Origin of the sequence: Nocardia sp. NPDC059764 (assembly GCF_042732555.1) — a bacterium.
Classification (GTDB): Bacteria; Actinomycetota; Actinomycetes; order Mycobacteriales; family Mycobacteriaceae; genus Nocardia.
Genome location: NZ_JBHWHH010000050.1, coordinates 1 through 21,683 on the forward strand (window position 1 = coordinate 1; position 21,683 = coordinate 21,683).

22 protein-coding genes are annotated in these 21,683 nt (G+C 69.8%); 20 read left to right on the top strand and 2 right to left on the bottom strand.

Annotation, left to right across the window (positions count from 1 at the left end):
- Positions 1-28: 28 nt before the first annotated feature.
- The gene (locus ACFV4K_RS13950; protein ID WP_379274870.1) at positions 29-871 is read right to left on the bottom strand and encodes a methyltransferase domain-containing protein; all 843 of its coding nucleotides are present in this window, start codon (positions 869-871) and stop codon (positions 29-31) included.
- A gap of 75 nt (positions 872-946) precedes the next feature.
- Between ACFV4K_RS13950 and ACFV4K_RS13955 the strand changes: the two genes are divergently transcribed.
- The 19 genes from ACFV4K_RS13955 (at position 947) to ACFV4K_RS14045 (ending at position 18,701) form a co-directional block, all read left to right on the top strand.
- Positions 947-1,522, top strand: a complete 576-nt coding sequence (locus ACFV4K_RS13955; protein WP_379274933.1) for an HhH-GPD-type base excision DNA repair protein — start codon at positions 947-949, stop codon at positions 1,520-1,522.
- 116 nt (positions 1,523-1,638) lie between these two features.
- A complete protein-coding gene (locus ACFV4K_RS13960) occupies positions 1,639-2,337 on the top strand; it encodes a hypothetical protein (protein WP_379274872.1) in 699 nt (232 codons plus the stop codon).
- A 157-nt stretch (positions 2,338-2,494) separates the two neighbouring features.
- Positions 2,495-3,214, top strand: a complete 720-nt coding sequence (locus tag ACFV4K_RS13965; protein ID WP_379274874.1) for a hypothetical protein — start codon at positions 2,495-2,497, stop codon at positions 3,212-3,214.
- Positions 3,215-3,419: 205 nt separating this feature from the next.
- Positions 3,420-4,133, top strand: a complete 714-nt coding sequence (locus tag ACFV4K_RS13970; RefSeq protein ID WP_379274875.1) for a hypothetical protein — start codon at positions 3,420-3,422, stop codon at positions 4,131-4,133.
- A 112-nt stretch (positions 4,134-4,245) separates the two neighbouring features.
- A complete protein-coding gene (locus ACFV4K_RS13975) occupies positions 4,246-4,794 on the top strand; it encodes a flavin reductase family protein (protein ID WP_379274877.1) in 549 nt (182 codons plus the stop codon).
- A 46-nt stretch (positions 4,795-4,840) separates the two neighbouring features.
- The gene (locus tag ACFV4K_RS13980) at positions 4,841-5,722 is read left to right on the top strand and encodes an amino acid ABC transporter permease (protein WP_379274878.1); all 882 of its coding nucleotides are present in this window, start codon (positions 4,841-4,843) and stop codon (positions 5,720-5,722) included.
- Positions 5,715-6,479 (top strand): amino acid ABC transporter ATP-binding protein, encoded by a 765-nt coding sequence (locus ACFV4K_RS13985; protein WP_379274880.1) that lies wholly within the window; start codon positions 5,715-5,717, stop codon positions 6,477-6,479. Before ACFV4K_RS13980 ends, ACFV4K_RS13985 begins: the two co-directional genes overlap by 8 nt.
- 25 nt (positions 6,480-6,504) lie before the next feature.
- Positions 6,505-7,491: an ABC transporter substrate-binding protein gene (locus ACFV4K_RS13990; RefSeq protein ID WP_379274882.1), complete on the top strand. Its 987-nt coding sequence runs from the start codon at positions 6,505-6,507 to the stop codon at positions 7,489-7,491.
- Positions 7,488-7,991 (top strand): GNAT family N-acetyltransferase, encoded by a 504-nt coding sequence (locus tag ACFV4K_RS13995; protein ID WP_379103416.1) that lies wholly within the window; start codon positions 7,488-7,490, stop codon positions 7,989-7,991. Before ACFV4K_RS13990 ends, ACFV4K_RS13995 begins: the two co-directional genes overlap by 4 nt.
- Positions 7,988-9,058 carry an LLM class flavin-dependent oxidoreductase gene (locus ACFV4K_RS14000; protein WP_379274884.1) on the top strand — a complete coding sequence of 357 codons (1,071 nt, stop codon included), beginning with the start codon at positions 7,988-7,990 and terminating at the stop codon, positions 9,056-9,058. The genes ACFV4K_RS13995 and ACFV4K_RS14000 overlap by 4 nt, the downstream gene beginning before the upstream one ends.
- A complete protein-coding gene (locus tag ACFV4K_RS14005; protein WP_379274886.1) occupies positions 9,055-10,689 on the top strand; it encodes an ABC transporter substrate-binding protein in 1,635 nt (544 codons plus the stop codon). Before ACFV4K_RS14000 ends, ACFV4K_RS14005 begins: the two co-directional genes overlap by 4 nt.
- A gap of 4 nt (positions 10,690-10,693) precedes the next feature.
- Positions 10,694-11,653, top strand: coding sequence for an ABC transporter permease (locus ACFV4K_RS14010; RefSeq protein WP_379274888.1), 960 nt, complete (start codon positions 10,694-10,696; stop codon positions 11,651-11,653).
- A complete protein-coding gene (locus ACFV4K_RS14015; protein WP_357087937.1) occupies positions 11,646-11,819 on the top strand; it encodes a hypothetical protein in 174 nt (57 codons plus the stop codon). The genes ACFV4K_RS14010 and ACFV4K_RS14015 overlap by 8 nt, the downstream gene beginning before the upstream one ends.
- Positions 11,812-12,687 carry an ABC transporter permease gene (locus ACFV4K_RS14020; RefSeq protein ID WP_379274890.1) on the top strand — a complete coding sequence of 292 codons (876 nt, stop codon included), beginning with the start codon at positions 11,812-11,814 and terminating at the stop codon, positions 12,685-12,687. Before ACFV4K_RS14015 ends, ACFV4K_RS14020 begins: the two co-directional genes overlap by 8 nt.
- Complete coding sequence (locus tag ACFV4K_RS14025; protein ID WP_379274892.1) at positions 12,687-14,309, top strand: dipeptide ABC transporter ATP-binding protein; 1,623 nt, start codon at positions 12,687-12,689, stop codon at positions 14,307-14,309. The genes ACFV4K_RS14020 and ACFV4K_RS14025 overlap by 1 nt, the downstream gene beginning before the upstream one ends.
- Positions 14,309-15,385 (top strand): LLM class flavin-dependent oxidoreductase, encoded by a 1,077-nt coding sequence (locus ACFV4K_RS14030; RefSeq protein ID WP_379274894.1) that lies wholly within the window; start codon positions 14,309-14,311, stop codon positions 15,383-15,385. Before ACFV4K_RS14025 ends, ACFV4K_RS14030 begins: the two co-directional genes overlap by 1 nt.
- A 12-nt stretch (positions 15,386-15,397) precedes the next feature.
- A complete protein-coding gene (locus ACFV4K_RS14035; RefSeq protein ID WP_379274896.1) occupies positions 15,398-16,762 on the top strand; it encodes an NtaA/DmoA family FMN-dependent monooxygenase in 1,365 nt (454 codons plus the stop codon).
- Positions 16,759-17,568 carry a DUF1684 domain-containing protein gene (locus ACFV4K_RS14040; RefSeq protein ID WP_379274898.1) on the top strand — a complete coding sequence of 270 codons (810 nt, stop codon included), beginning with the start codon at positions 16,759-16,761 and terminating at the stop codon, positions 17,566-17,568. Before ACFV4K_RS14035 ends, ACFV4K_RS14040 begins: the two co-directional genes overlap by 4 nt.
- Positions 17,565-18,701, top strand: coding sequence for an LLM class flavin-dependent oxidoreductase (locus ACFV4K_RS14045; protein WP_379274899.1), 1,137 nt, complete (start codon positions 17,565-17,567; stop codon positions 18,699-18,701). Before ACFV4K_RS14040 ends, ACFV4K_RS14045 begins: the two co-directional genes overlap by 4 nt.
- A 155-nt stretch (positions 18,702-18,856) precedes the next feature.
- Here the strand turns inward: ACFV4K_RS14045 and ACFV4K_RS14050 are convergent, their stop codons facing one another.
- The gene (locus ACFV4K_RS14050; protein ID WP_379274901.1) at positions 18,857-19,168 is read right to left on the bottom strand and encodes a hypothetical protein; all 312 of its coding nucleotides are present in this window, start codon (positions 19,166-19,168) and stop codon (positions 18,857-18,859) included.
- A 148-nt stretch (positions 19,169-19,316) separates the two neighbouring features.
- Between ACFV4K_RS14050 and ACFV4K_RS14055 the strand changes: the two genes are divergently transcribed.
- The gene (locus ACFV4K_RS14055) at positions 19,317-21,659 is read left to right on the top strand and encodes an ATP-binding protein (RefSeq protein WP_379274902.1); all 2,343 of its coding nucleotides are present in this window, start codon (positions 19,317-19,319) and stop codon (positions 21,657-21,659) included.
- Positions 21,660-21,683: the final 24 nt, after the last annotated feature.

A 21,683-nucleotide genomic window follows, 5' to 3' on the forward strand; every position in this document is an offset into this window, starting at 1 on the left:
CATCGAATCGATGCGCGCCCGAGTTGTTTCAGTTCGGCTTGTGGGCCAGCACCGCGAAGATGGTCACCGACAGGTGGATGTCGCCGCTGGCGGCGCCGGCCTCCAGGTCGGCGAGCAGCTGATCGCGCTGCGACTCGCTGATCGAGCCCCGCGCCACCGCCCGATCCGCGACCCGGGCGACCAGTGCCCCCGCGCCGACGCTGCCGTCCTGGATCAGGGCGTGCGAGCCGATGTCGTCGACGACCAGTCCGGCCGCGGCCAGCTGCCCTGACAGGCGGCGGCCCGCGTACGGGTTGGTGGTGCCCGCGATCATGGTCTCGATCACCTCGTGCACCACGTGGCGGTCACCCGGGTGCACGATGGCCGAGCCCCAGTCGGTGTCCATCACCACGACCCGGCCGCCGGGCCGCAGCACGCGGGCGATCTCCCCGACCGCACGGGCGGGTGCGGTGAGGTGCTGGAAGACGCGTTCGCACAGCGCCACGTCGAAGCTCTCGCTGCCGACGGGCAGGCCGTAGGCGTCGCCGCTGACGAAGGTGGCGGTGGAGCCGGCCTGGGCGGCGCGGCGTTCGGCGGCGGCCAGCAGGTGGGGGTCGGGTTCGACGCCGAGCGCGGTGCCGGTCGGCCCGACCAGCTCGGCCAGGGTCAGCACCTCCGACCCGGTGCCGGAGCCGATGTCGACGGCGCTCTCGCCGGGGCGGGTGGCCAGGGCCTCATGGGCCCAGGCCCGCAGGCGCCGGATGCCCGGCAGCGCTGCCTGTAGATCCTGGACGTCGACGAGCTGGTCCTGTCCGGCACGGTCGAAGCGGTCCGGTCGCAGTCCTGAGTCCGCACCAGGTTGCGGCACGGTTCGCACTGAAGAATTAGCCATGGTGTCGGGCATATGCCGAGCCTAGTCGTGACCCGCGTCACCGCAACGCAAGATGAATGGGATGATCGACGCATGGTGAGCCGCACGCTGTGTATTGCGCAGGAATCCGATGCCGACGAGCTGCTTTCGACCGATGATTTCGCGCTGTTGGTCGGGATGATGCTCGATCAGCAGTTTCCGATGGAACACGCATTCCGTGGCCCGTGGAAACTGGCCGACCGCATGGGCGGCTTCGATATCCACCGGATCGCCGCCGCCGATCCCGCGGAATTCGAGGAGCTGGCCGCCACGCCGCCGGCCATTCACCGCTACGGCCGTTCGATGGGGCGGCGGGTCCAGGAGCTGGCTCAGTACATTCTGGACAACTACGGCGGCAATACCGCGGGCCTGTGGACCGACGGCGATCCGGACGGCAAGGAAGTCCTGAAACGGCTCAAGAAACTGCCCGGTTTCGGTGACCAGAAGGCCCGGATCTTCCTCGCCCTGCTGGGCAAACAGCGTGGTCTGGCCGCCGCGGGCTGGCGTGAGGCGGCGGGCGCGTACGGCGAGGACGGCTCCCGCCGCTCGGTCGCCGACGTCACCGACACCGAATCCCTCACCCAGGTGCGGGAATTCAAGAAGCAGGCCAAGGCCGCCGCCAAGGCGAAGTAATCTCCCTCACTTCCCCAGCATCGAATCAAGCTGGTTTTTAACCTCCAGATTCACAGGGGGTTCACAGATGCTTGCCGCCGACAGTTCAGTTCTCGGCAGTGGAAGCAGTAAAGAAAATGAAGATGAGGGAATTCGCCGGGATCGCGGCATTGCTGGTCGCGGCGACGGGGGTCACCGCCGGCACCGCGTACGCCGGTCCGGCCAAGACCGACGACGGCACGATCAACTACACGTCCCGGGTCACCGAGCAGGGCAACACGGTGGTCAGCACCGACGCCGGTTCGCTGGTCGTCGAGGACGGTGCGCTGAAGGTCAAGGCGGCGAATGGAACCACCGTCGCCGGCACCGAATTGAAGTTCCGGATCGACGATTTCGAGTTCCCGATCGCGGCGCAGATCAGCGATCGGACGGCCACCCTGACGCCGCAGGCCGATCTGGCGCACGCGGTGTACAAGCCGGTCGCTCTGCCCTATGAGGATCAGGCCCCGTGGAAGACGCAGTACGACCGCGAGCTGGCCGCCTGGAACCGCTTGACCAGCACCATCTCCGCGGGCGCGACTATCGGCACCGTGGTCGGCGGCCTCGGCGGCGCGGCACTCGGCTGCGTCCTGGGCGGCGTCGCCTTCGCGACGGCGACGGCCCCGCTGGCCACTCTGTTCGGCGTCGGACCGCTGGCGGGTTGCTTGATCGGAGCCAGCACGGTCGGCTTCCTGGGCACCATCGCCGGTCAGTTGTTCGTCACCGCGCCGATCGCGATCGCCGCTGCGGTGCAGTACTTCACCACTACCAACCAGCCGTTTACCGCGCCCAAATAGGCCTTTTCGGCAACCGATGGGCAAAGGTTCACCGCGCCGGAACCAAGCTGCCACGTGGCGTTTGTACAGGCCGGTTTCCATCACTGGGCCCCGGGGAAACGCCAGATCTGGTTTCCCCGGGGCACACCGCTCATCTCACGAGGGAATTTCGAAACACATGCGTCTCAAGAACATCACCGCGGTTTCCGCGCTGGTCATCGCCGCGCTGGGCGTCACCGCCGGCACCGTGAACGCCGCGCCCGCCGCCGACAACAACGGCGTGATCAACTACACCGCCACCAACTCCGAGACCAACACCATCATCCGCACGGATGCCGGTTCCATGGTCGTCGAGAATGGCAACTTCGTCATCAAGGCCGCCAACGGCAATGTCGTCGCCGGCATGCCGCTGAAGGTGCGCGTGGACGACTTCGAGTTCCCGATCGCCGCGGAGATCTCCGACCACACCGCGACCCTGACCCCGCAGTACGACATGGACCACGCCACCTACGCGCCGGTCGCCAAGGATGTCGCCCTCCCCTATGAGGACCAGGCTCCGTGGAAGTCGGACTACGACCGTGAGCAGGCCGCCTGGAACCGCATGAAGGACACCATCGCGCTGGGCGCCACCGTCGCGACCCTGGTCGGTGGCCTGGGCGCCGCGGCTGTCGGCTGCGTCCTCGGCTTCGGTGTCGCCGGTCTGGCCTCGGCCCCGCTGGCCGCGCTGTTCGGCGCCGGCCCGGTCATCGGCTGCCTCGTGGGCGCCGCGACCGTCGGCTTCCTGGGCACCATCGCGGGTCAGCTGCTGATCACCGCGCCGGTCGCCATCGCCGCCGCGATCCAGTACTTCACCACCATCAACGGCCCGCACATCACCGCTCCGGCTCCGGCCAAGTAATACCCGGTCCGACTAGAGAGCAAGGGGCACAACAGGCATCAGCGATCACCTCATCGGGACAGCCCGCTCGGTCATTCGGCCGGGCGGGTTTCGCAATTCGGGAGAGTTCACCGTTTGAGCACCCGTGCGACATATTTCGTTCGCGTCGGCCCGTTTCGATCATGCGGTCCAACTACGCGGACTGCCTGATGAGGAAAACCGAGAAATGCGCTTCAAGACTTTTGCCGTGACCGCGGCCCTGCTGTCCGCTGCCATGGGCGTCACCGCCGGTACCGTCAACGCCGCTCCGGCCGCCGACAACGGCGTGATCAATTACACCGCAACCACTTCCGAGACCAACAGCGTCATCCGGACCGATTCCGGCTCGCTGGTCGTCGAGAACGGCGTCTTCAAGATCAAGGCCGTCGACGGCACCGTCGTGGCCGGTATGCCGCTGAATTTCCGCGTGGACGACTTCGAGTTCCCGATCGCCGCGGAGATCTCCGACCACACCGCGACCCTGACCCCGCAGTACGACATGGACCACGCGACCTACAAGCCGGTCACCGAGGCCAAGGACGTCAACCTGCCCTACGAGGACCAGGCTCCGTGGAAGTCGGACTACGACCGTGAGCAGGCCGCCTGGAACCGCATGAAGGACACCATCTCCCTGGGCGCCACCGTCGGCACCCTGGTCGGTGGCCTGGGCGGCGCGGCCGTCGGTTGCGCCATGGGCGCGGTCGTCTTCGCCGCCGCGACGGCTCCGCTGGCCACCATGTTCGGTGTCGGCCCGCTGGCCGGCTGCTTCATCGGCGCGAGCACCGTCGGTTTCCTGGGCACCATCGCGGGCAACCTGCTCGTGACCGCCCCGGTCGCGATCGCCTCCGCCTACAACTACTTCGTCACCATCAACCAGCCCCACGTGGTCGCGCCCAAGTAGGTCGCACAGCACCCCGAACCCCCGTCCGGTACCCGCCGGGCGGGGGTTCGTCGTTGTAATCGGCGTGAGCCCAACCCTGTCGCCGCGCCGACGCCGATGCTGGAGTGGATCGATGGGTGACCTGACCTCGATTCACGGCGCGGCAGCCGCGCTCACTCCGGTCGACGGGACCGATCTCCGGAAGACCTTCGCGCACTTCCCCAGCGGTGTGGTGGCGCTCTGCACCCGGCTGGGTGGAACGCCGCACGGGCTGGTGGCCAGCACTTTCGTGCCGGTATCGCTGGATCCGCCGCTGGTGTCGGTGTGCATTCAGTACTCGTCGGAGACCTGGCCGCGGCTGGAGCGGGCGAGCCGATTGGGATTGAGTCTGCTCAGCAGCGACCAGGAGAGCGCGGCGCGCGGTCTGAGCTCCAAGCGCGGGGATCGGTTCCGGGATGTGGAGCTGCGGGGCGGGAACGGCAACGCCGCGTTCGTGGCGGGGGCGACGGCCTGGCTGGAAACCTCTGTGTACGAGCAGGTTCCGGCGGGCGATCACGCCGTGGTGCTGCTGCGGGTGCACCGGGTGAGCGTCAGCCCGGAGTCGGAGCCCCTGGTCTTCCATCGCAGTGATTTCCGCGCACTTTCCAGGAAATCGATTGAGGCGCAATTGAATTCAGCCTGAGCCGGACCGGCGACAGGGTGTGCCGGGCTTCGTATCGTCGTTGTCCATGAGCACCCTGGCGGTATCCGCGCAGACGGTGGCGGCCACCGGAGCCGAGGACGGAGATCTGCCCGTCGTCCGCACCCGCCACCCCTGGCGCTGGGTCACGGCGGTGGTCGCGCTGGTGCTGGTCGCGCAGTTCGCGCACGGGCTGATCACGAATCCGGGCTGGGACTGGGGCACGTTCGCGCGGTACATCACCGCGAAATCGGTGTTGTCGGCGCTGAAAGTGACCCTGGAACTGACTTTCTGGGGCACCCTGCTCGGGTTCTTCCTCGGCGTCTGGCTGGCTGTCGGCCGCCTGTCGAAGAATCCGGTGCTGAAGGCGATCGCGTGGACCTATGTCTGGGCGTTCCGCTCGATTCCGCTGATCGTGCAGCTGCTGTTCTGGTTCAACCTGGCCTATCTGTACAAAACACTGTCGCTGGGAATTCCCTTCGGCCCCGAGTTCGTGCGTTTTCGGACCAATGGCGTGATCAGCGGATTCAGTGCGGCCGTCATCGGTTTGGCATTGCATCAGGCGGCGTATTCGGCGGAGATCATCCGGGCCGGCATCATCTCGGTGGACGCCGGGCAATGGGAGGCGGCGCGGTCGCTCGGGCTGCCGTGGCGGCGGCAGTTCTTCACCATCGTGGTGCCGCAGGCCATGCGCGGAATTCTGCCGAATGCCGCCAATGAGGTGATCAGTCTCTTCAAGGGCACCTCGATCGTCTCGACCATGGCGATCGCCGAGCTGTTCTATCAGGTCCAGGTGATCTACGGCCGCAACGGCCGCGTGGTGCCGATGCTGATGGTGGCAACCGCCTGGTACATCCTGCTGACCACGGTGCTCAGCGTCATTCAGTTCTCTATCGAGCGGCGCTTCGCGAGAGGGACCGGCGATGAGTGAATACGCGATCGAATTGCGCGGCATCCGAAAGTCTTTCGGTCGTACCGAGGTGCTGTCCGGCATCGATCTGACGGTCCGTCCCGGCGAGGTCACGGTCATCCTGGGCCCGTCGGGTTCGGGCAAGTCCACCTTGCTGCGCACCATCAATCACCTCGAACAGGTGGACGCCGGTACCGTGCGCGTGGGCGGCGAGCTCGTCGGTTACCGCCGCAAGGGCCGCAAGCTCTACGAACTGCGCGAGCGCGACATTCTGCGGCAGCGGGCGCGCATCGGTTTCGTGTTCCAGAACTTCAATCTCTTTCCACACCTGACGGTTCGGGAGAACGTCGCGCTGGCGCCGGTGGCCGCCCAGCGGCGCGCCAAGGCCGAGGTGAACACCGAGGCGCTCGACCTGCTGGCGCGAGTCGGGTTGGCGGACAAGGCCGACGAGTACCCGAGCCGCCTGTCCGGCGGGCAACGGCAGCGGGTCGCCATCGCACGGGCGCTCGCGCTGCGGCCGGAGGTGGTGCTGTTCGACGAGCCCACCTCGGCGCTGGATCCGGAGCTGGTCGGCGAGGTGCTCGAGGTGATCCGGGATCTCGCGCGCGCCGGCTCGACCCTGGTGATCGTCACCCACGAGATCGGTTTCGCCCGCGAGGTCGCCGACACCGTGGTGCTGATGGACGCCGGCCGCATCGTCGAGCAGGGCCCGCCCGCGCAGGTGCTCGATGCCCCGGCGCATCCGCGCACCAAAGCCTTTCTCGCACACGTCCTCTGACCGATCGACCACGAAGGAACCTCCCATGCCTCAGGCGCACCGTCGCAGACGGATCACCGCACTCGCCGCACTCGCCGTGCTCGGCCTGTTCGCGGCGAGCGCCTGTGGCAAGGACGGCGACAGTGACGCTCCCTCCTCCAATACCGTCAACGGACTGAGCTACGACCTGTCCCCGGCGCAGTCCGGCCGGGTGCACGCCGCCAAGGTGGACGCTCTCGCGGCGCAGCTGCCCGCCGCCGTGCGGGATCGCGGCACCCTGGTGGTGACCGGATCGGTGGGCGCGACACCGCCGCTGCGCTTCTACGCCACCGACGACCGCACCCCCATCGGTTCCGACGCCGACATCTCCTACCTGCTCGCCGACCTGCTCGGCCTGAAAGTGGAGACCCGCATCGGGGACTGGGCGCAGAACTTCGTGAAGGTCGACTCGGGTGAGGCGGATGTCTTCGTCAGCAATGTCACCGTCACCGAGGAGCGCAAGGAGAAGTACGACTTCGCCACCTACCGCCTGGACAATATCGCGCTGGAAGTGCCCAAGGACGCGACCTGGACCTATCAGGACCGGAAGTCGCTGGCGGGCAAGACGATCGGCGTCGGAACCGCCACCAACCAGGAGCAGCTGCTGGTGAAGTGGAACGAGGACAATATCGCCGCGGGCCTGCCCAAGATCGATCTCGCCTACTACGAGAAGACCAGCGACTACTACCTGGCGCTGTCCTCGGGCCGATTGGACGGCTACCTCGGCCCCAACCCGTCGGCGCAGTATCACGCCGCCTCCGCCGGCCAGACCAAGGTGGTCACCACCCTCTCCGGCGCGGGCGACGCGCTCCAGGCCGAGATCGGGGTCCTCACCAAGAAGGACAACGGCCTGGCCGGTCCGCTGCGGGCCGCCATCCAGTACGCCATCGACAACGGGCTCTACAAGCAGGTGCTGGACCGCTGGGGCCTGGGCGGCGAGGCCGTGCCGCAGTCGCGGATCAATCCGCCCGGACTGCCCAAGAAGAAGGGATGAGCATGTCGCGCAGGGTTTTCCATGTCGGGCAACACGATCCCCTGGCCGCGCCGCTGCTGGCGGAGCTGGCCATCGAGTACAGCAGCCGGTACGGCGGGACGCCGGGGGAGGTGCACGCGGATCTGACCGGGTATTCGGCCAGTCACTTCGCTCCTCCACAGGGCGACCTGTTGATAGTTGTGGATAACGGGGAAACGGTGGCGGGCGGCGCGTTCCAGCGGTACGACGCCGAGACCGCCGAGCTCAAGCGGATCTGGACGGCCGCCGAGCACCGGCGAAAAGGGCTGGGGCGCTTCGTGCTCGATCAACTGGAAGCCGAGATCGCGCGGCGCGGCTACACGCGCATCTATTTGACCACCGGGCCGCGTCAGCCGGAGGCCGTCGCCCTGTACACGGCGGCCGGATACACCGCGCTGCCGCGTGACGTTCGCAAGGAAGTCGGTTACGTGCACCCGTTCGAGAAGTTCATCGAGGCCGGAGAGCAGGCGATCCCGGCATGAAATTCCTGCTGCTGACCTTGATCACCCACACTCCGGACCCGGTGACCGGCGGGACCGAGTCGCCCCGGCAGCGGCTGCGGCGGGTCGTCGACGGCGCGCGCCTGGCCGAGGAGCTCGGTTACGACGGCTTCGCGGTGGGGGAGCGGCACGAGGATCCGTTCATCTCCGCGGCCCCGCCCGTGGTGCTCAGTCATCTCGCGGCCGTCACCTCGCGCCTGGCCCTGTTCACCGGTGTCACGACGCTCAGCCTGCTGGATCCGGTGCGCGCCTTCGAGGACTACTCGACGCTGGACAATCTCTCCGACGGCCGGCTGGAACTGATCATCGGGAAGGGCAACGGCGCGGCGCAGGCCAAGCTGTTCCACGTCACCACCGACGACCAGTGGGATCGCAATCGCGAAGGTTACGAACTGTTCCGGAAGCTGTGGGACAGCGACAGCGTCACCTGGTCGGGCCGGTTCCGGCCCGCGCTGACCGAGGCCAAGGCGCTGCCCCGGCCGCTGCAGCCGCGGCTGCGCATCTGGCACGGCAGCGCCACCAGTCGTGAATCCGCGGATTACGCGGCGCTGCACGGGGATCCGCTGTTCTCCGCGAACGTCACCTACCCGATCGAGCCGTACGCCGAACTGATCGACCACTACCGGGAACGCTGGGCGGCCTACGGCCACGACCCGGCCGAGGCGCTGGTGGGCGCGGGCACGGCGGGGTTCCTGGTGACCCGGAACTCGCAGGAGGCGCTCGATCGGTATCGACCGGTCTTCGAGGCGCGGCAGGCGGTGGCGCGGAAGTTCGACGTGCCCATCGTGTTCGACTCCGTCGAGGACTTCGCGGCCCGGTCCTCGGCGCTCATCGGCAGCCCGGAACAAGTGCTGGACAAGGTGAGCCGGTATCACGAGCGCTTCGGCCACGAGGTCATCCACCTCAGCGCTGACGCGGACGGCCGGACCGAGGCCGAGCACCGCGACAGCCTCGAACTGTTCCAGGCCGAGGTCGCTCCCGAACTGCGCCGCCGCATTTCGAGCCGACCGCTCGGCGCCGACCGTTACCCCGCTGGAGATCCCCGATGACCCGTTCCCTGCTCGCGCGCACCACCCGACCCGTGGCCCTGGCGGGAGTGTTCGCCGCCGCCGTCACGCTCGCCGGGTGCGGTGGCGGGGACGCCGCCACCGGCAGTGGTGAGCCGTCGGGTCCGCCGCAGGCGGGCGGCACCCTCCGCTACGGCCTGTCCTCGGCCCCGACCTGCTCCGATCCCGCGCAGTCGTCGACCAACCAGACGATCTATGTGATCCGGCAGGTCGTGGACTCGCTGGTCGATCAGGACCTGGAGACCGGTCAGCTGAAGCCGTGGCTGGCCGACACCTGGACCGTCTCCCCGGACGCCAGGTCGTTCACCTTCCATCTGCGCGACGGCGTCACCTTCAGCGACGGCACCCCGCTCACCGCGGACTCGGTGCGCCGGAACTTCGATTCGATCGTCGCGCTCGGCGGTGCGAAGGCGCCGCTGGCCGCGAGCTACCTGGCCGGGTACGCGGGCAGCACGGTGCTGGATCCGCGCACCGTGCGGGTGGACTTCGCCGGTCCGAACGCCCAGTTCCTGCAGGCGACCTCGACCCCGCAGCTGGGCATCCAGTCCGAGGCCACCGCCGCCAAGGCCGCCGAGGAGCGGTGCCTGGGGACCAATGTCGGCAGCGGCCCGTTCACCTACGCGGAGTGGAAGCAGAACGCCTCCGCCACCCTGGTCAAGCGGGCCGGGTATGCCTGGGGCTCCGCAGTTTTCGCGAGCCAGGGCGAGGCGCATCTGGACAAGATCGTGTTCACCGTGGTCCCCGAATCCGGGGTGCGGACCGGCAGTCTCGTCTCCGGCCAGCTCGACGCCATCAGCGACGCGCTGCCGCAGGATGTGGCGCAGATCGAGGGCGGCGGCGGTCGCGTGCAGTTCACCGCCAACCCGGGCGTCCCGTTCGGCTTGCAGGCCAATGTGACCCGGGGCGTGCTGCGCGATCCGGCGGTCCGGGCCGCACTGCTACCCGCCATCAACCGCAAGGAACTGGTGGACACCGTGCTCGGGCCGCAGTTCAAGACCGCCAGCAGCGTGCTCGCCTCCAAAACGCCCGGTTATGTGGATCTTTCGGCCCGGGTGAAATACGACCCGGATGCCGCGAAGAAGCAGCTCGACCAGGCGGGCTGGGTGCCGGGCGCGGACGGTATCCGGGTCAAGGACGGGCAGCGGCTGAGCGCGGGCGTCATCTTCGCCCCCGTGTTTTCCGCCAACCAGCCCATTCTCGAGCTGACCCAGCAGCAGCTGCGGGCGGTCGGCTTCGACCTGCGGCTGGAGCCGTTGTCGGTGGCGGAATCGACCGTGCGCCAGAACAGCAAGGACTTCGACTTCAACTACTACAACTCGACCCGCGCCGACGGCGACATCCTGCGCACCACCTTCGCGGTGGACCAGCGCAATCTGAACGCCCGCGGCCCCGCCGAACCCCTCGACGCCCTGCTCGCCCAGCAGCTGTCGGCCACCGACCCGGCCGCGCGCGCCCGCATCATCGGTGACGCCCAGACCGCGGTCCTCGACCAGGGCCTGTGGATTCCGACCATCGAACTCTCGCAGGCCATCGGCGTCGGCAAGACGGTGGCCGGGGTGAAGTTCGAGGCCTCGGCGCGACTGCAGTTCCACGACACCTGGCTGGCGCGGTAAACCCATGGGCCGCTACGTGATCGGACGGGTGCTGCAGGCCGTCGGCGTGCTGTGGGCGGCGTTCACGCTGTCCTTCGCCGGGCTGTACCTGCTGCCCGGCGACCCGGTGGCGCTGGCGGCCGACGCGGCCACCGGCACGCCCGTCGACGCCGCGGCGGTCGCCGAGATGCGGGCGCGCTACGGTCTCGACCAGTCGTTGTGGGCCCAGTACTGGACGGCCTTGTCGCATGCGGTGCGCGGCGACCTCGGCCACTCCATCTCCACCGGTCAGACCGTCACCGGGGCGCTGGGCGAGGCCCTGCCCTCGACGCTGGCGCTGGCGGCGACCGGCCTGCTGCTGGCCGTGGCGGCCGGCGCGGCGCTGGCCCTGGCGGCCGCGTACACCGAACGTCCCCGGCTGCGCGGGCTGCTCACCTCGCTGCCCGCCGTCGGGGCGTCGATGCCGGGCTTCTGGGTGGGATTGCTGCTCCTGCAGCTGTTCTCGTTCCGGTTGAAACTGGTGCCCGCGTTCGGCGGCACCGGATTCGGCGGGACCATCCTGCCCGCGATCACCCTGGCCATCCCGGTGGGCGCGGTCATCGCCCAGGTCCTCCACGCGAGCCTGGCCGCGACCTGGCGGCAGCCGTTCGTCGAGGTCGCCTTCGCCAAGGGCGCGTCCCGCTGGTGGGTGCAGCTGCGCCACGTCCTGCGCCCGGCCGCCGCCCCCGCACTGACCGTGTCGGGATTGTGGACCGGCACCGTGCTGGCCGGGGCGGTGGTCACCGAGACGGTGTTCTCCCGCCCGGGCATCGGCCGACTGGCGCAGGAATCCGTACTGCGCCAGGACATCCCGGTTGTCCAGGGCATCGTCGTGTTCGCCGCCCTGGCCTTCGTGACCGTCAACCTGCTGGTGGATCTCGCCTACCCCCTGCTCGACCCCCGTGTGGTGCACAGGAACTCGACGAAGGAGCGTGCTCATGCCTGACCGTTCGCCGACCCCGCCCCGGCATGTGATCCGTGATCTGCGCGCGCGGCTGCGCGCCTATTCCGGCGGCCCGCGATCGACGCTGCGGGTCATCACCCTGACCCACCCCCTGCTCGACCCGGGCATCGCGTTCTGGGACGCGGATGACGAGTGGTCCGATGTCTGACCTGGCAATCCGGCCCGAGTCCGACCGGACGTTCCGACGCGAGGCCCTCGCCGGCGGGACCGCGGCCGCGTCGTGGGCGCGGCGCAATCCGGGAACCGTCGCGGCGTGCGCGGTCGTCGCGCTGGCGTGCGCCTGGGCCGTCGCCCCGGCCGTGTTCGCGAGCGGTGATCCCCTGCGCGGCGTGCCCGCGCAGAAGCTGCGCGGCCCCAGCCTCCAGCACTGGTTCGGCACCGACAATCTCGGGCGTGACCTCTACACCCGGGTGGTGCACGGCGCGGCACTGTCATTGAGCGCGACCGTGTTCGCGGTGCTGATCGGGCTGGTGACCGGCGCCTTGATCGGGCTGGTCGCGGGTGCGGCGGGCGGCGTGATCGACACCGCGATCATGCGCGCGGTCGACGTGGTGCTCTCGATTCCCGACATGCTGCTCGCCCTGGCCACCATCACCGTGCTGGGGCTGGGCACCCGCAATGTGGCCATCGCCGTGGGCATCTCGCTGATCGCCAGGTTCGCGCGCGTGATGCGCGGCGAGGTGCTGCGGGTGCGCAACGCCCCCTACGTGGAGGCCGCGTTCGCGTCCGGCGTGCGCTGGCACACCGTGCTGTTCCGCCACATCCTGCGCAATGCGTACGGGCCGGTGGCGGCCTTGGCCGCCGTCGATTTCGGCGTGGTGACCCTGTTCGTGGCGTCGCTGAGCTTCCTCGGTTACGGCGCGGTGCCGCCGACACCGGAATGGGGCTCGCTGGTGTCGGAGGGCCGCGGCTACCTGGCCACCGCGTGGTGGCTGACCACCCTGCCGGGGCTGGTCATCGTCGTGCTGGTGCTGTCCACCCAGCGGATCGCCCGCGCCTTGCAGAAGGAGGCCTGATGACCGAGCTGTTGAACATCGAGGGGCTACAGGTCGAGTATCGGGGCCGCGGCGGAGCGACACCCGCCGTGCGCGGCGTCTCGCTCCAGGTCCGGCGCGGGGAGACGCTCGCGCTGGTGGGCGAATCCGGTTCGGGCAAATCCACTCTCGCGCACGCCGTGATCGGGCTGCTGCAGGGTGGCGTGATCACCGCCGGGGAGATCACCTTCGACGGAGAGCGGATCGACCGGGCATCTCCGCGCGCGCTGCAACGGATTCGGGGCGCGCGCATCGGACTGGTTCCGCAGGATCCTGGCACCTCGCTCAATCCGGTGCTGCGCATCGGACGGCAGGTGGGGGAGGTGCTGCGCATCCATGGCCGGGCCGATCGCCGCACCGCCGACCTCGAGGCGGTCGCGATCCTCGAGCAGGCCGGGCTGGACCGCCCCGAGCTGCGGGCCCGCCAGTATCCCCAGGATCTGTCGGGCGGACAGCGGCAGCGGGTACTGATCGGGATCGCGCTGGCCTGCGGGCCCGAACTGGTGATCGCCGATGAGCCGACCAGCGCGCTGGACGTCACCGTGCAGCGCCGCATTCTCGATCTACTGGCCGCGCGGACCGCGGAATCGGGGACGGCGGTGCTGCTCATCACCCACGACCTGGCCGTCGCGGCCGAACGGGCGGACCGCATCGCGGTGATGCGGGACGGCCTGATCGTCGAGACCGGCACGGCGGCGGAGGTATTGGGCAATCCGCAGCACGAGTACACCCGGCGGTTGATCGCCGCCGTGCCGAGCCTCGGTGCGGATCAGCCCGCGCGTCCGGTCCGCGAACACGGGACTCCGCTGCTGGCGGCGACCGGTCTGCGCAAGTCCTTCCGCGTCACCAGGGATTTCACCGTCGACGCGGTGAACGACGTGTCCTTGGAGGTCCATCGCGGTGAAACCCTGGCCGTGGTAGGCGAATCCGGCTCGGGCAAGTCGACCGCGGCCCGCATCATCGCCCGGCTGACCGCGCCCGACGAGGGCGCCGTCACGTTCGACGGGCAGGACGTCACCGCCCTGCGCGGTTCGGACCTGCGGGCACTGCGCCGTCGCGTCCAGGTCGTCTACCAGAACCCGTACGTCTCGCTGAACCCGAAGCTGACGGTCGGACGAATCGTGGCGGAACCCTTGCAGGCGTTCGGGATCGGCGATCGGCGCGGACGACGTGCCGCGGTGGCCGAGCTGCTGGATCAGGTGGCGCTGCCCGCCGCCTTCCTGGATCGCCGCCCGGCGGAGTTGTCCGGTGGGCAGCGGCAGCGGGTCGCCATCGCCCGCGCGCTGGCCCCGCGCCCCGAGCTGCTCGTGCTCGACGAACCGGTCTCGGCCCTGGACGTCTCGGTGCAGGCGCAGATCCTCGACCTGCTCGAACGACTCCAGGCCGAACTGGACCTGGCCTACCTGTTCATCTCCCACGACCTGGGCGTGGTTCGTCGCCTGGCCGATCGTGTCGCGGTCATGCGTCAGGGCGGTGTCGTCGAAACCGGCGCCACCGCCGAGGTTTTCGACCGACCGCGACACACCTATACCCGTGAACTGCTCGCGGCCGTCCCCCGGGCGGCCACCCCCGATCACCCGCTACCGCTCGAAAGGACAGCCTGATGCCGCATCCGACTCCGCTGCTGCTGGGCCTGGAACTGTCCGGCACCGGCGCGCACCCCGCCTCCTGGCGGCGCGCCGACTCCCGCGCCGAGGACCTCTTCGACGCCCGGTACTGGGTGGACGCGTTGCGCGCCGCCGAGGACGCGGGCATCGAGCTGGCGTTCCTGCCGGACTCCTTCACCCTGCAATCCGCCGGGGCCATCGGCCGCCTGGACGCGGTGGCGGTGGCCGCGCGCGCCGCCGCCGAGACCCGGCGCATCGGCCTGATCCCACAGGCCTCGGTCACCCACACCGAGCCCTTCCACCTCTCCAAAGCCATTGCCAGCCTGGACTTCGCGGCTGCGGGCCGGGCGGGCTGGGAGGTGGCCGTCGGGGCGGGGGAGGCGCGATTGTTCGGCCGCAAGCCCGAACAGGACGAACGCTCCCGCTGGGCGGAGGCGGACGAGGCCGTCGAGGTGGTGGCCCGGTTGTGGGACAGCTGGGACGACGACGCCGAGATCCGCGACCAGGCCACCGGCCGGTTCATCGACCGCGACCGGCTGCACTACATCGACTTCGCGGGCGAGCACTTCTCGGTGAAGGGACCGTCCATCACCCCGCGTCCGCCGCAGGGACAGCCGCCGGTCGCGGTGCGCGCCGCCGACCCGCACAGCACCCGCGTCGCCGTGCACCGCGCCGACCTGATCCGGATCGCCGCACCGGATCTCGCGACCGCCGCCGCCACCCGCTCCGAACTGCGGTCCGCCATCGCCGCCGCCGGACGCGACCCGAACCGGGTGCGGGTGCTGCTCGACCTCGACATCCATCTCGCCGACACCGCGGACGCCGCCGCCTTCGAGGTCGCCGAGCTCGAGGACTGGACCGCCTCGCCCGCCCCGGCCACCGTCTTCCACATTGGCACCCCCGCGGAACTGCGCGACATCCTGCGCCGCATCGAAACCGACTGCGCCGCCGACGGTGTGGTGCTGCGCCCGCTCGCGCTCGCCGCCGCACTGTCGCAGCTGCCCGCCCTCACTCCGACCCTGCGCGAGCGGCTGGGCCTGCCCCGGCCCGCCGGCCGCTACGCCCACGCCTGAGGAGTCACCGCCATGCCGGATCATCGGATACGCAAGCAGATTCACCTCGCCGCCCACTTCCCGGGCGTCAACCACCACACCGTCTGGACCGACCCGAACTCGGGCAGCCAGATCGACTTCGACTCCTTCGTGCACCTGGCCCGCACCGCCGAACGCGGCCTGTTCGACTTCTTCTTCCTCGCCGAGGGGCTGCGGCTGCGCGAACACCGCGACCGCATCCACGACCTCGACGTGGTCGGCCGGCCCGACACCTTCACGGTGCTCAACGCGCTGGCGGCCGTCACCACCCATCTCGGGCTGGCGGGGACCATCAACACGACCTTCAACGAACCATTCGAACTGGCAAAGCAATTCGCCTCGCTCGACCACCTGTCCGGCGGTCGCGCGGCCTGGAACGCGGTCACCTCCTCGGACGCCTTCACCGGCGAGAACTTTCGGCGCGGCGGCTACCTGGAGCACGCCAAGCGCTACACCCGCGCACACGAGGTGGTCGAGGCCACCCGGGCGCTGTGGGACAGCTGGCCCGCGGACACCCTCGTGATCGACCGGGAGCGCGGCGTTTTCGCCCAGCCCGTACCGCAGGCCCGGTTCAGCAGCGACCAGTTCGAGATCGAAGGCCGGTTCGTGCTGCCGCGCGGCCCGCAGGGCTACCCGGTGCAGATTCAGGCGGGCGACTCCGACGAAGGCCGCGAATTCGCCGCCGCCAAGGCCGATGTCATCTTCAGCGCGCACGGCGAACTCGAGGACGGTCAGCGCTTCTACCGCGACGTGAAGGACCGGCTCGCCAAGTACGGCCGGGCCCGCGACGACCTGAAGATCCTGCCCGCCGCCGCCTTCGTGCTCGGCGACACCGCCGAGGACGCCGCCGAACGCGCCCGGCACATCCGGCGGCAGCAGGTGACGCCGCAGACCGCCATCGGCTTCCTCGAACAGGTCTGGGGCCGTGACCTTTCCGCCTACGACCCGGACGGACCGCTGCCCGACATCGACCCCGTGGACGACGCGAACATCACCCGCGGACGGGTGCGCCACGCCCGCGATCCGCTCGCCGTCGCCGAGGCCTGGCGGGCCAAGGCCGCCGCCGAGCAGCTCTCCATCCGCGACCTCATCATCGCCACCACCGCCCGCCAGCAGTTCGTCGGCACGCCCCGGCAGGTGGCCGCCGAGATCGACCGCTACGTGCAGTCCGATGCCGCGGACGGCTTCGTCCTGGTCCCGCATCTGACCCCGACCGGGCTCGACGAATTCGTCGACAAGGTCGTCCCGGAGTTGCAGTCCCTGGGCAGCTTCCGCACCGAGTACACCGGCGCGACCCTGCGCGAACACCTGGGCCTGCGCCACCCCCATCACGGCACTGAAGGAGTACGCGCCTCATGACCGCCATCGAAACCACCTACGACCAGCAATGGGCCGCCTTCCGCACCGAACGCGCCGCCTGGGCGCGCCAACCCCTGGGCTGGCTCAGCCTCACCGGGCTGCACTGGCTGGGGGCCGATCCGGAGACGGTCGACGGGCTGCCCGGCCGGTGGCACGCGGACAGCGAGAACGTCTATGTCACGGTCGATTCGGAACAGCCCGAGCTGTTGCTGGACGGGGTGGCGCTGAGCGGCGAGACCGCGATCACGCCCGGCAAGGGAGCGCCGGGTCTCCAGGTCCACACCGGTGACCGCATCATCGAGGTGATCCGGCGGACCGGGCAGTTCGCGCTGCGCGTGCACGATCCCGCCGCGCCGACCCTGGCGGCGTTCACCGAGATCCCCGTCTACGAACCGCGGCAGCGGTGGATCGTGACCGGCTATTTCGAGCCCTTCGCACAGACCCGTGCCGTCACCACCGGCGCGGTCGTGGAGGGCCTCGAGCATCACCACACCGCCACCGGCACGGTCACTTTCGACCTGGACGGTGAGCGGCGCGAACTGGTGGTGTTCGGCAGCGAGGCCCTCGGCCTGCACATCCTGTTCACCGACGGCACCAGCGGCGTCACCACCTACGGCGGCGCGCGGCGACTGGATCTGTCCCGGCCCGCGGCGGACGGCAGCGTGCTGCTCGACTTCAATCGCGCGGTCAACCTGCCGTGCGCCTTCACCGACTACGCGACCTGCCCGATCGCCCCGGCGGAGAACCGGCTGCCGCTGGCCGTCGAAGCGGGCGAACAGGATCCGCGGCGGGGGCGGTCGCTATGACCATCCCGCTGTCCGTGCTGGACCTGTCGCCGATCAGCACCGGCTCGACGCCTCGGCAGGCCCTCCGCAATACCGTCGACCTGGCCCGGCACGCGGAAAAGCTGGGCTATCACCGGTTCTGGGTCGCCGAACATCACTTCGTGCGGGTGGCCAGCGCCGCGCCGACCACACTCATCGGACTGATCGCCGCCGCCACCGACACCATCCGGGTCGGCTCGGCGGCCGTGCAGCTCGGTCACCACACCTCGATCTCCGTGGTGGAGGCGTTCGGCACCATCGACGCCCTCTACCCGGGCCGGCTGGACCTGGGGCTGGGCCGCTCGGGACAACGCGGCGAACAGTTGCGATCGGCGGGCGTGCCGCCGGTGCCCGCCCCGTCGCGGCCCACCGAGGTCCGCGACGGCGTGGTGCTTCCGCCGCCGTTCTACCCCGGCCAGCTGCTCGATTTCACCAGGGTGAAGGCGGCTTTGGAGACCCTGCACCTCCCGGGGGCGCGGCCACTGCCGTACACCGAGCAGGTCGAGGAGATCCTCGCGCTGCTCGACGGCAGCTTCGTAACCGGCGACGGCGTGGAACTGCACGCCGTCCCGGGCGAGGGCGCGGATGTGCAGCCCTGGCTGTTCGGCAGCAGCGGCGGCGAAAGCGCGCAACTGGCAGGGCGATTCGGGCTGCCGTTCGCGGCAAATTACCACGTCTCGCCGGGCACCATCGTCGAGACCGTGGAGGCGTACCGGGCGGCGTTCCGGCCCTCGGCCCGCTTCCCGCGGCCGTACCTGGTGGTGTCCGCCGATGTGCTGGTCGCCGAGGACGACGCCACCGCCCGGCACCTGGCTTCCAGCTACGGGCACTGGGTGTACTCGATCCGCAGCGGCGCGGGAGCGGCCGACTACCTCGACCCCGATACCGCGCCCGCGCTGTCGGGTCCGCAGCAACGGCTGGTCGACGACCGGGTGACCACCCAGTTGGTGGGCTCCCCGGCCACCGTCGCCGAACGCCTCGACGCCCTGCGCAAGCTGACCGGCGCGGACGAAATCCTGGTCACCAGTGTGGCTTTCGATCTCGAGGACCGGGTGCGGTCGCACCGCCTGCTGGCGCGCGAGTGGGGGCTGACCCCGCAGGTGCGCGCCGCCTGAGACCACCGCCGCCCGGCTGGAAGGGGACTCCGGGGCGGGTGGCGGCACCCCGCACCGCGCGCAATCGGCCTCGCGCGTGGGGCGGGACCCGGGGCCGGGCCGGATCGTGGACCATCCGGCCCGGCCTCCCGGGTACCAACCGAGGTTCGACGGAGTCAGGCCGCGGCGAACGCGGGCACGGCGGCGGGTTCGTGATGCCCGGCCGCCCGCAAGACCTGCAACACACCCTGATTGGCGTCGATCAGCTCGCGCTCGCGCGCCTCACCGTCCGCGCCGGCGAGTTCGTCCTCATGTGCTTGCACCATCAGATTCCAGCGGTAGCGAAGCGCCGCGATCAGTCCGCCCGGATCGCCGAACACCGCGGCGTGTTCGGCGCGCCAGGGCAGCTCGCCGTCGCGTCGGTTCTCGATCTCCGCGGCCACGTCGTGCAGTGCCCGCCACCATTCGTGTGTGCTGTCCCAACTCATTGCTCTCACCTCGATCGATTGTCGATGCCGTCACGATCGCCGGGCTGTGACCGGCTCTCCAGATCAGAATCGGTCCGGACCGCATCGGACCGCTATTGGGGGAATCACGTACTTCCGGGCACCGGTGGGGTACGCGTAGGCTCCGACAGTGACGCCCAGCGATTGGGAGCTCGCTCCTCCGCTGAACAATCTCCCGACGCCGCTGTCGAGCTTCGTCGGACGTCATGCCGATCTCGCGAGGATCCAGGAGCTTTTCCAGACCTATCGAGTCGTCACCATCACGGGGCCGGGTGGCGCCGGTAAGAGCCGGCTCGCGCTCGAGGCGGCGCTGGCGCGCAGCGATGATTTCGTGGACGGCTGCTGGTTGGTCGAACTCGCCTCGATCACCGACCCCGCGCTCGTACCGCACGCCATCGCCGGGGCCGTGGGGGTTCCGGAGCATCGCCGGCGTTCCCTCACCGATTCCCTGGCGGTCCGCCTCGAGGCGTCGGCGGCACTGATCGTGCTCGACAATTGCGAACACGTCGTCGAGTCCGTGGCGACCGTGGTGACCGAGCTGCTCGAGCGCTGCGGCCTGTTGCGGATTCTGGCCACGAGCCGGGAACTCGTCGAGATACCGGGTGAGGGCGTCCTGCGCGTCGGAGGACTCGCGCTGCCGTCCGCGACCGGCGAGCAGGATCTCGCGGGCGTGACCGGCGTGGAGAGCGTCGCGCTGTTCTTCGAGCGGGCTCGGGCGGTGCAGCCGAACCTGACGATGACCGCGGCGACCGCTGCCGGCGCCGCGCGGATCTGCCGCTATCTCGACGGCCTCCCGCTGGCGATCGAGCTGGCCGCGTCGAGAGCCGCAGCGCTCGACGTCGAGCGGATCGCGGCCCTCATGGACGATCAGTTCGGGTTGCTGACCAGTGGAAACAGGGCCGCCATCCGGCACCATCGCACGCTCGTCGCCACCATGGACTGGAGTTACCGACTGCTGAGTCCTGCAGAGCAGACACTTTTCGACCGACTCGCGATCTTCGCGGGCAGCTTCGGAATCGAGGAGGTGGACGGAGTCGGCTGCGCACTGTCCGACGGGGACTGCGCGGGACTCCTCGCCGGTCTCGTCGCCAAATCGCTGGTTTCGTTCGACCCCGCCGCGGGACCGGCGCCCTATCGCCTGCTGGAGACGGTGAAAAGCTACGGCCGCGCGCATCTGCGCGAATCGGGGGACCTGGACGAACTGCGGAATGCCCACGCGTCCTACTTCCGCGATCTCGCCGAGCGCGCCGGCGCCGCCTTCCGAACCTATGCGGAACACGCGTGGGCGAACCGGTTGGAGGCCCAGCACCCCGACCTGCGCGCCGCGCTGTCCCACAGCATCGAATCCGGTGATGCCGGCACCGCGATCCGGCTCGCCGGCGCGCTGCCGCACTTCTGGCAGCTGCACGGTCATTTCCGGGAGGGATTGCGGTGGCTCGCGACCGCCCTCGCGATGTCCGGTGAGGTCGACGAGTGGTTCACGGCCTGGGCCCACGTCGGGGTCGGTGACCTGGCGATGATCCATGGCGACCGGGCGGCCGCCGCGACGGCGCTCGAGGTCGCGGCGGCGACATTCCGAGGGCTCGACGACGATCGCGGCCTTGCCCGCGCACTGCAATATCGAGGGCTCACAGCAGCATTCGACGACGAGCTGGCCCCCGCCGAGAGTCTGATCCACGAGTCCCTGGCGCTCATCACGGCGGCCGGTGAGACCGGGGGGCTGGCCCACGGTTGGGGCCTGATCATGCTGGCGGGCGTCGAACTCGGGAAGGAAGACCATGTCGCGGCCGCCCGCGATGCCGAGGCGGCCGACCGGATCATGCGGGTGATCGGGGATCGTGAGGCCTTGGGCTGGGCGGCCCTGATCCGCGCGGTCGCGGCGTGGCGCACCGATCGGATCGACGAGGCCAGGACCGAGGCACGAGCTTGCCTGGTCGCCTTCCTCGATGCCGGCGGGCTGTACGGGGCCAGCGTCGGTCTGATGGTGGCGTCCGCGGTCGCGTTGAGCAGTTCCAGACTCACGCGCATGGCCGAATTGCTCGGCGCCGCCGAGGCCCTCGCCGCCACGATCGGCGCCATGACGGTGCCGTTCGGGATGCGCTGGCTGACCCAGACATTCGGCAACGCGGTCGCCACGCTCGGCCCGGCGGCCTTCGAGGAACACCGTCGGATCGGTGCGGATGGGGTGCGTTCCGACACCGCCGGATACCTCGCCGAGGTCCTCGACGATCTCGACGTCTCGATTCCGCACCGAGCCGGGAAGCCGCTGCTCACCAGGCGCGAGCACGAGGTGGCGGCGCTGGTGGCGCGCGGCCGGACGAACCGCCAGATAGCCCGGGCGCTGGGGATTTCCGAGCGGACGGCCGAGGTGCACGTGCACAACATCGCGGGCAAGCTCGGAGCGAGCGGCCGGGCCGAGGTGGCCGTGTGGTTCGCCACGGATCACGCTCTCCGGGGCGGGGATACGACGTAGGTCCCCGCCGGAATCACCCCGGCG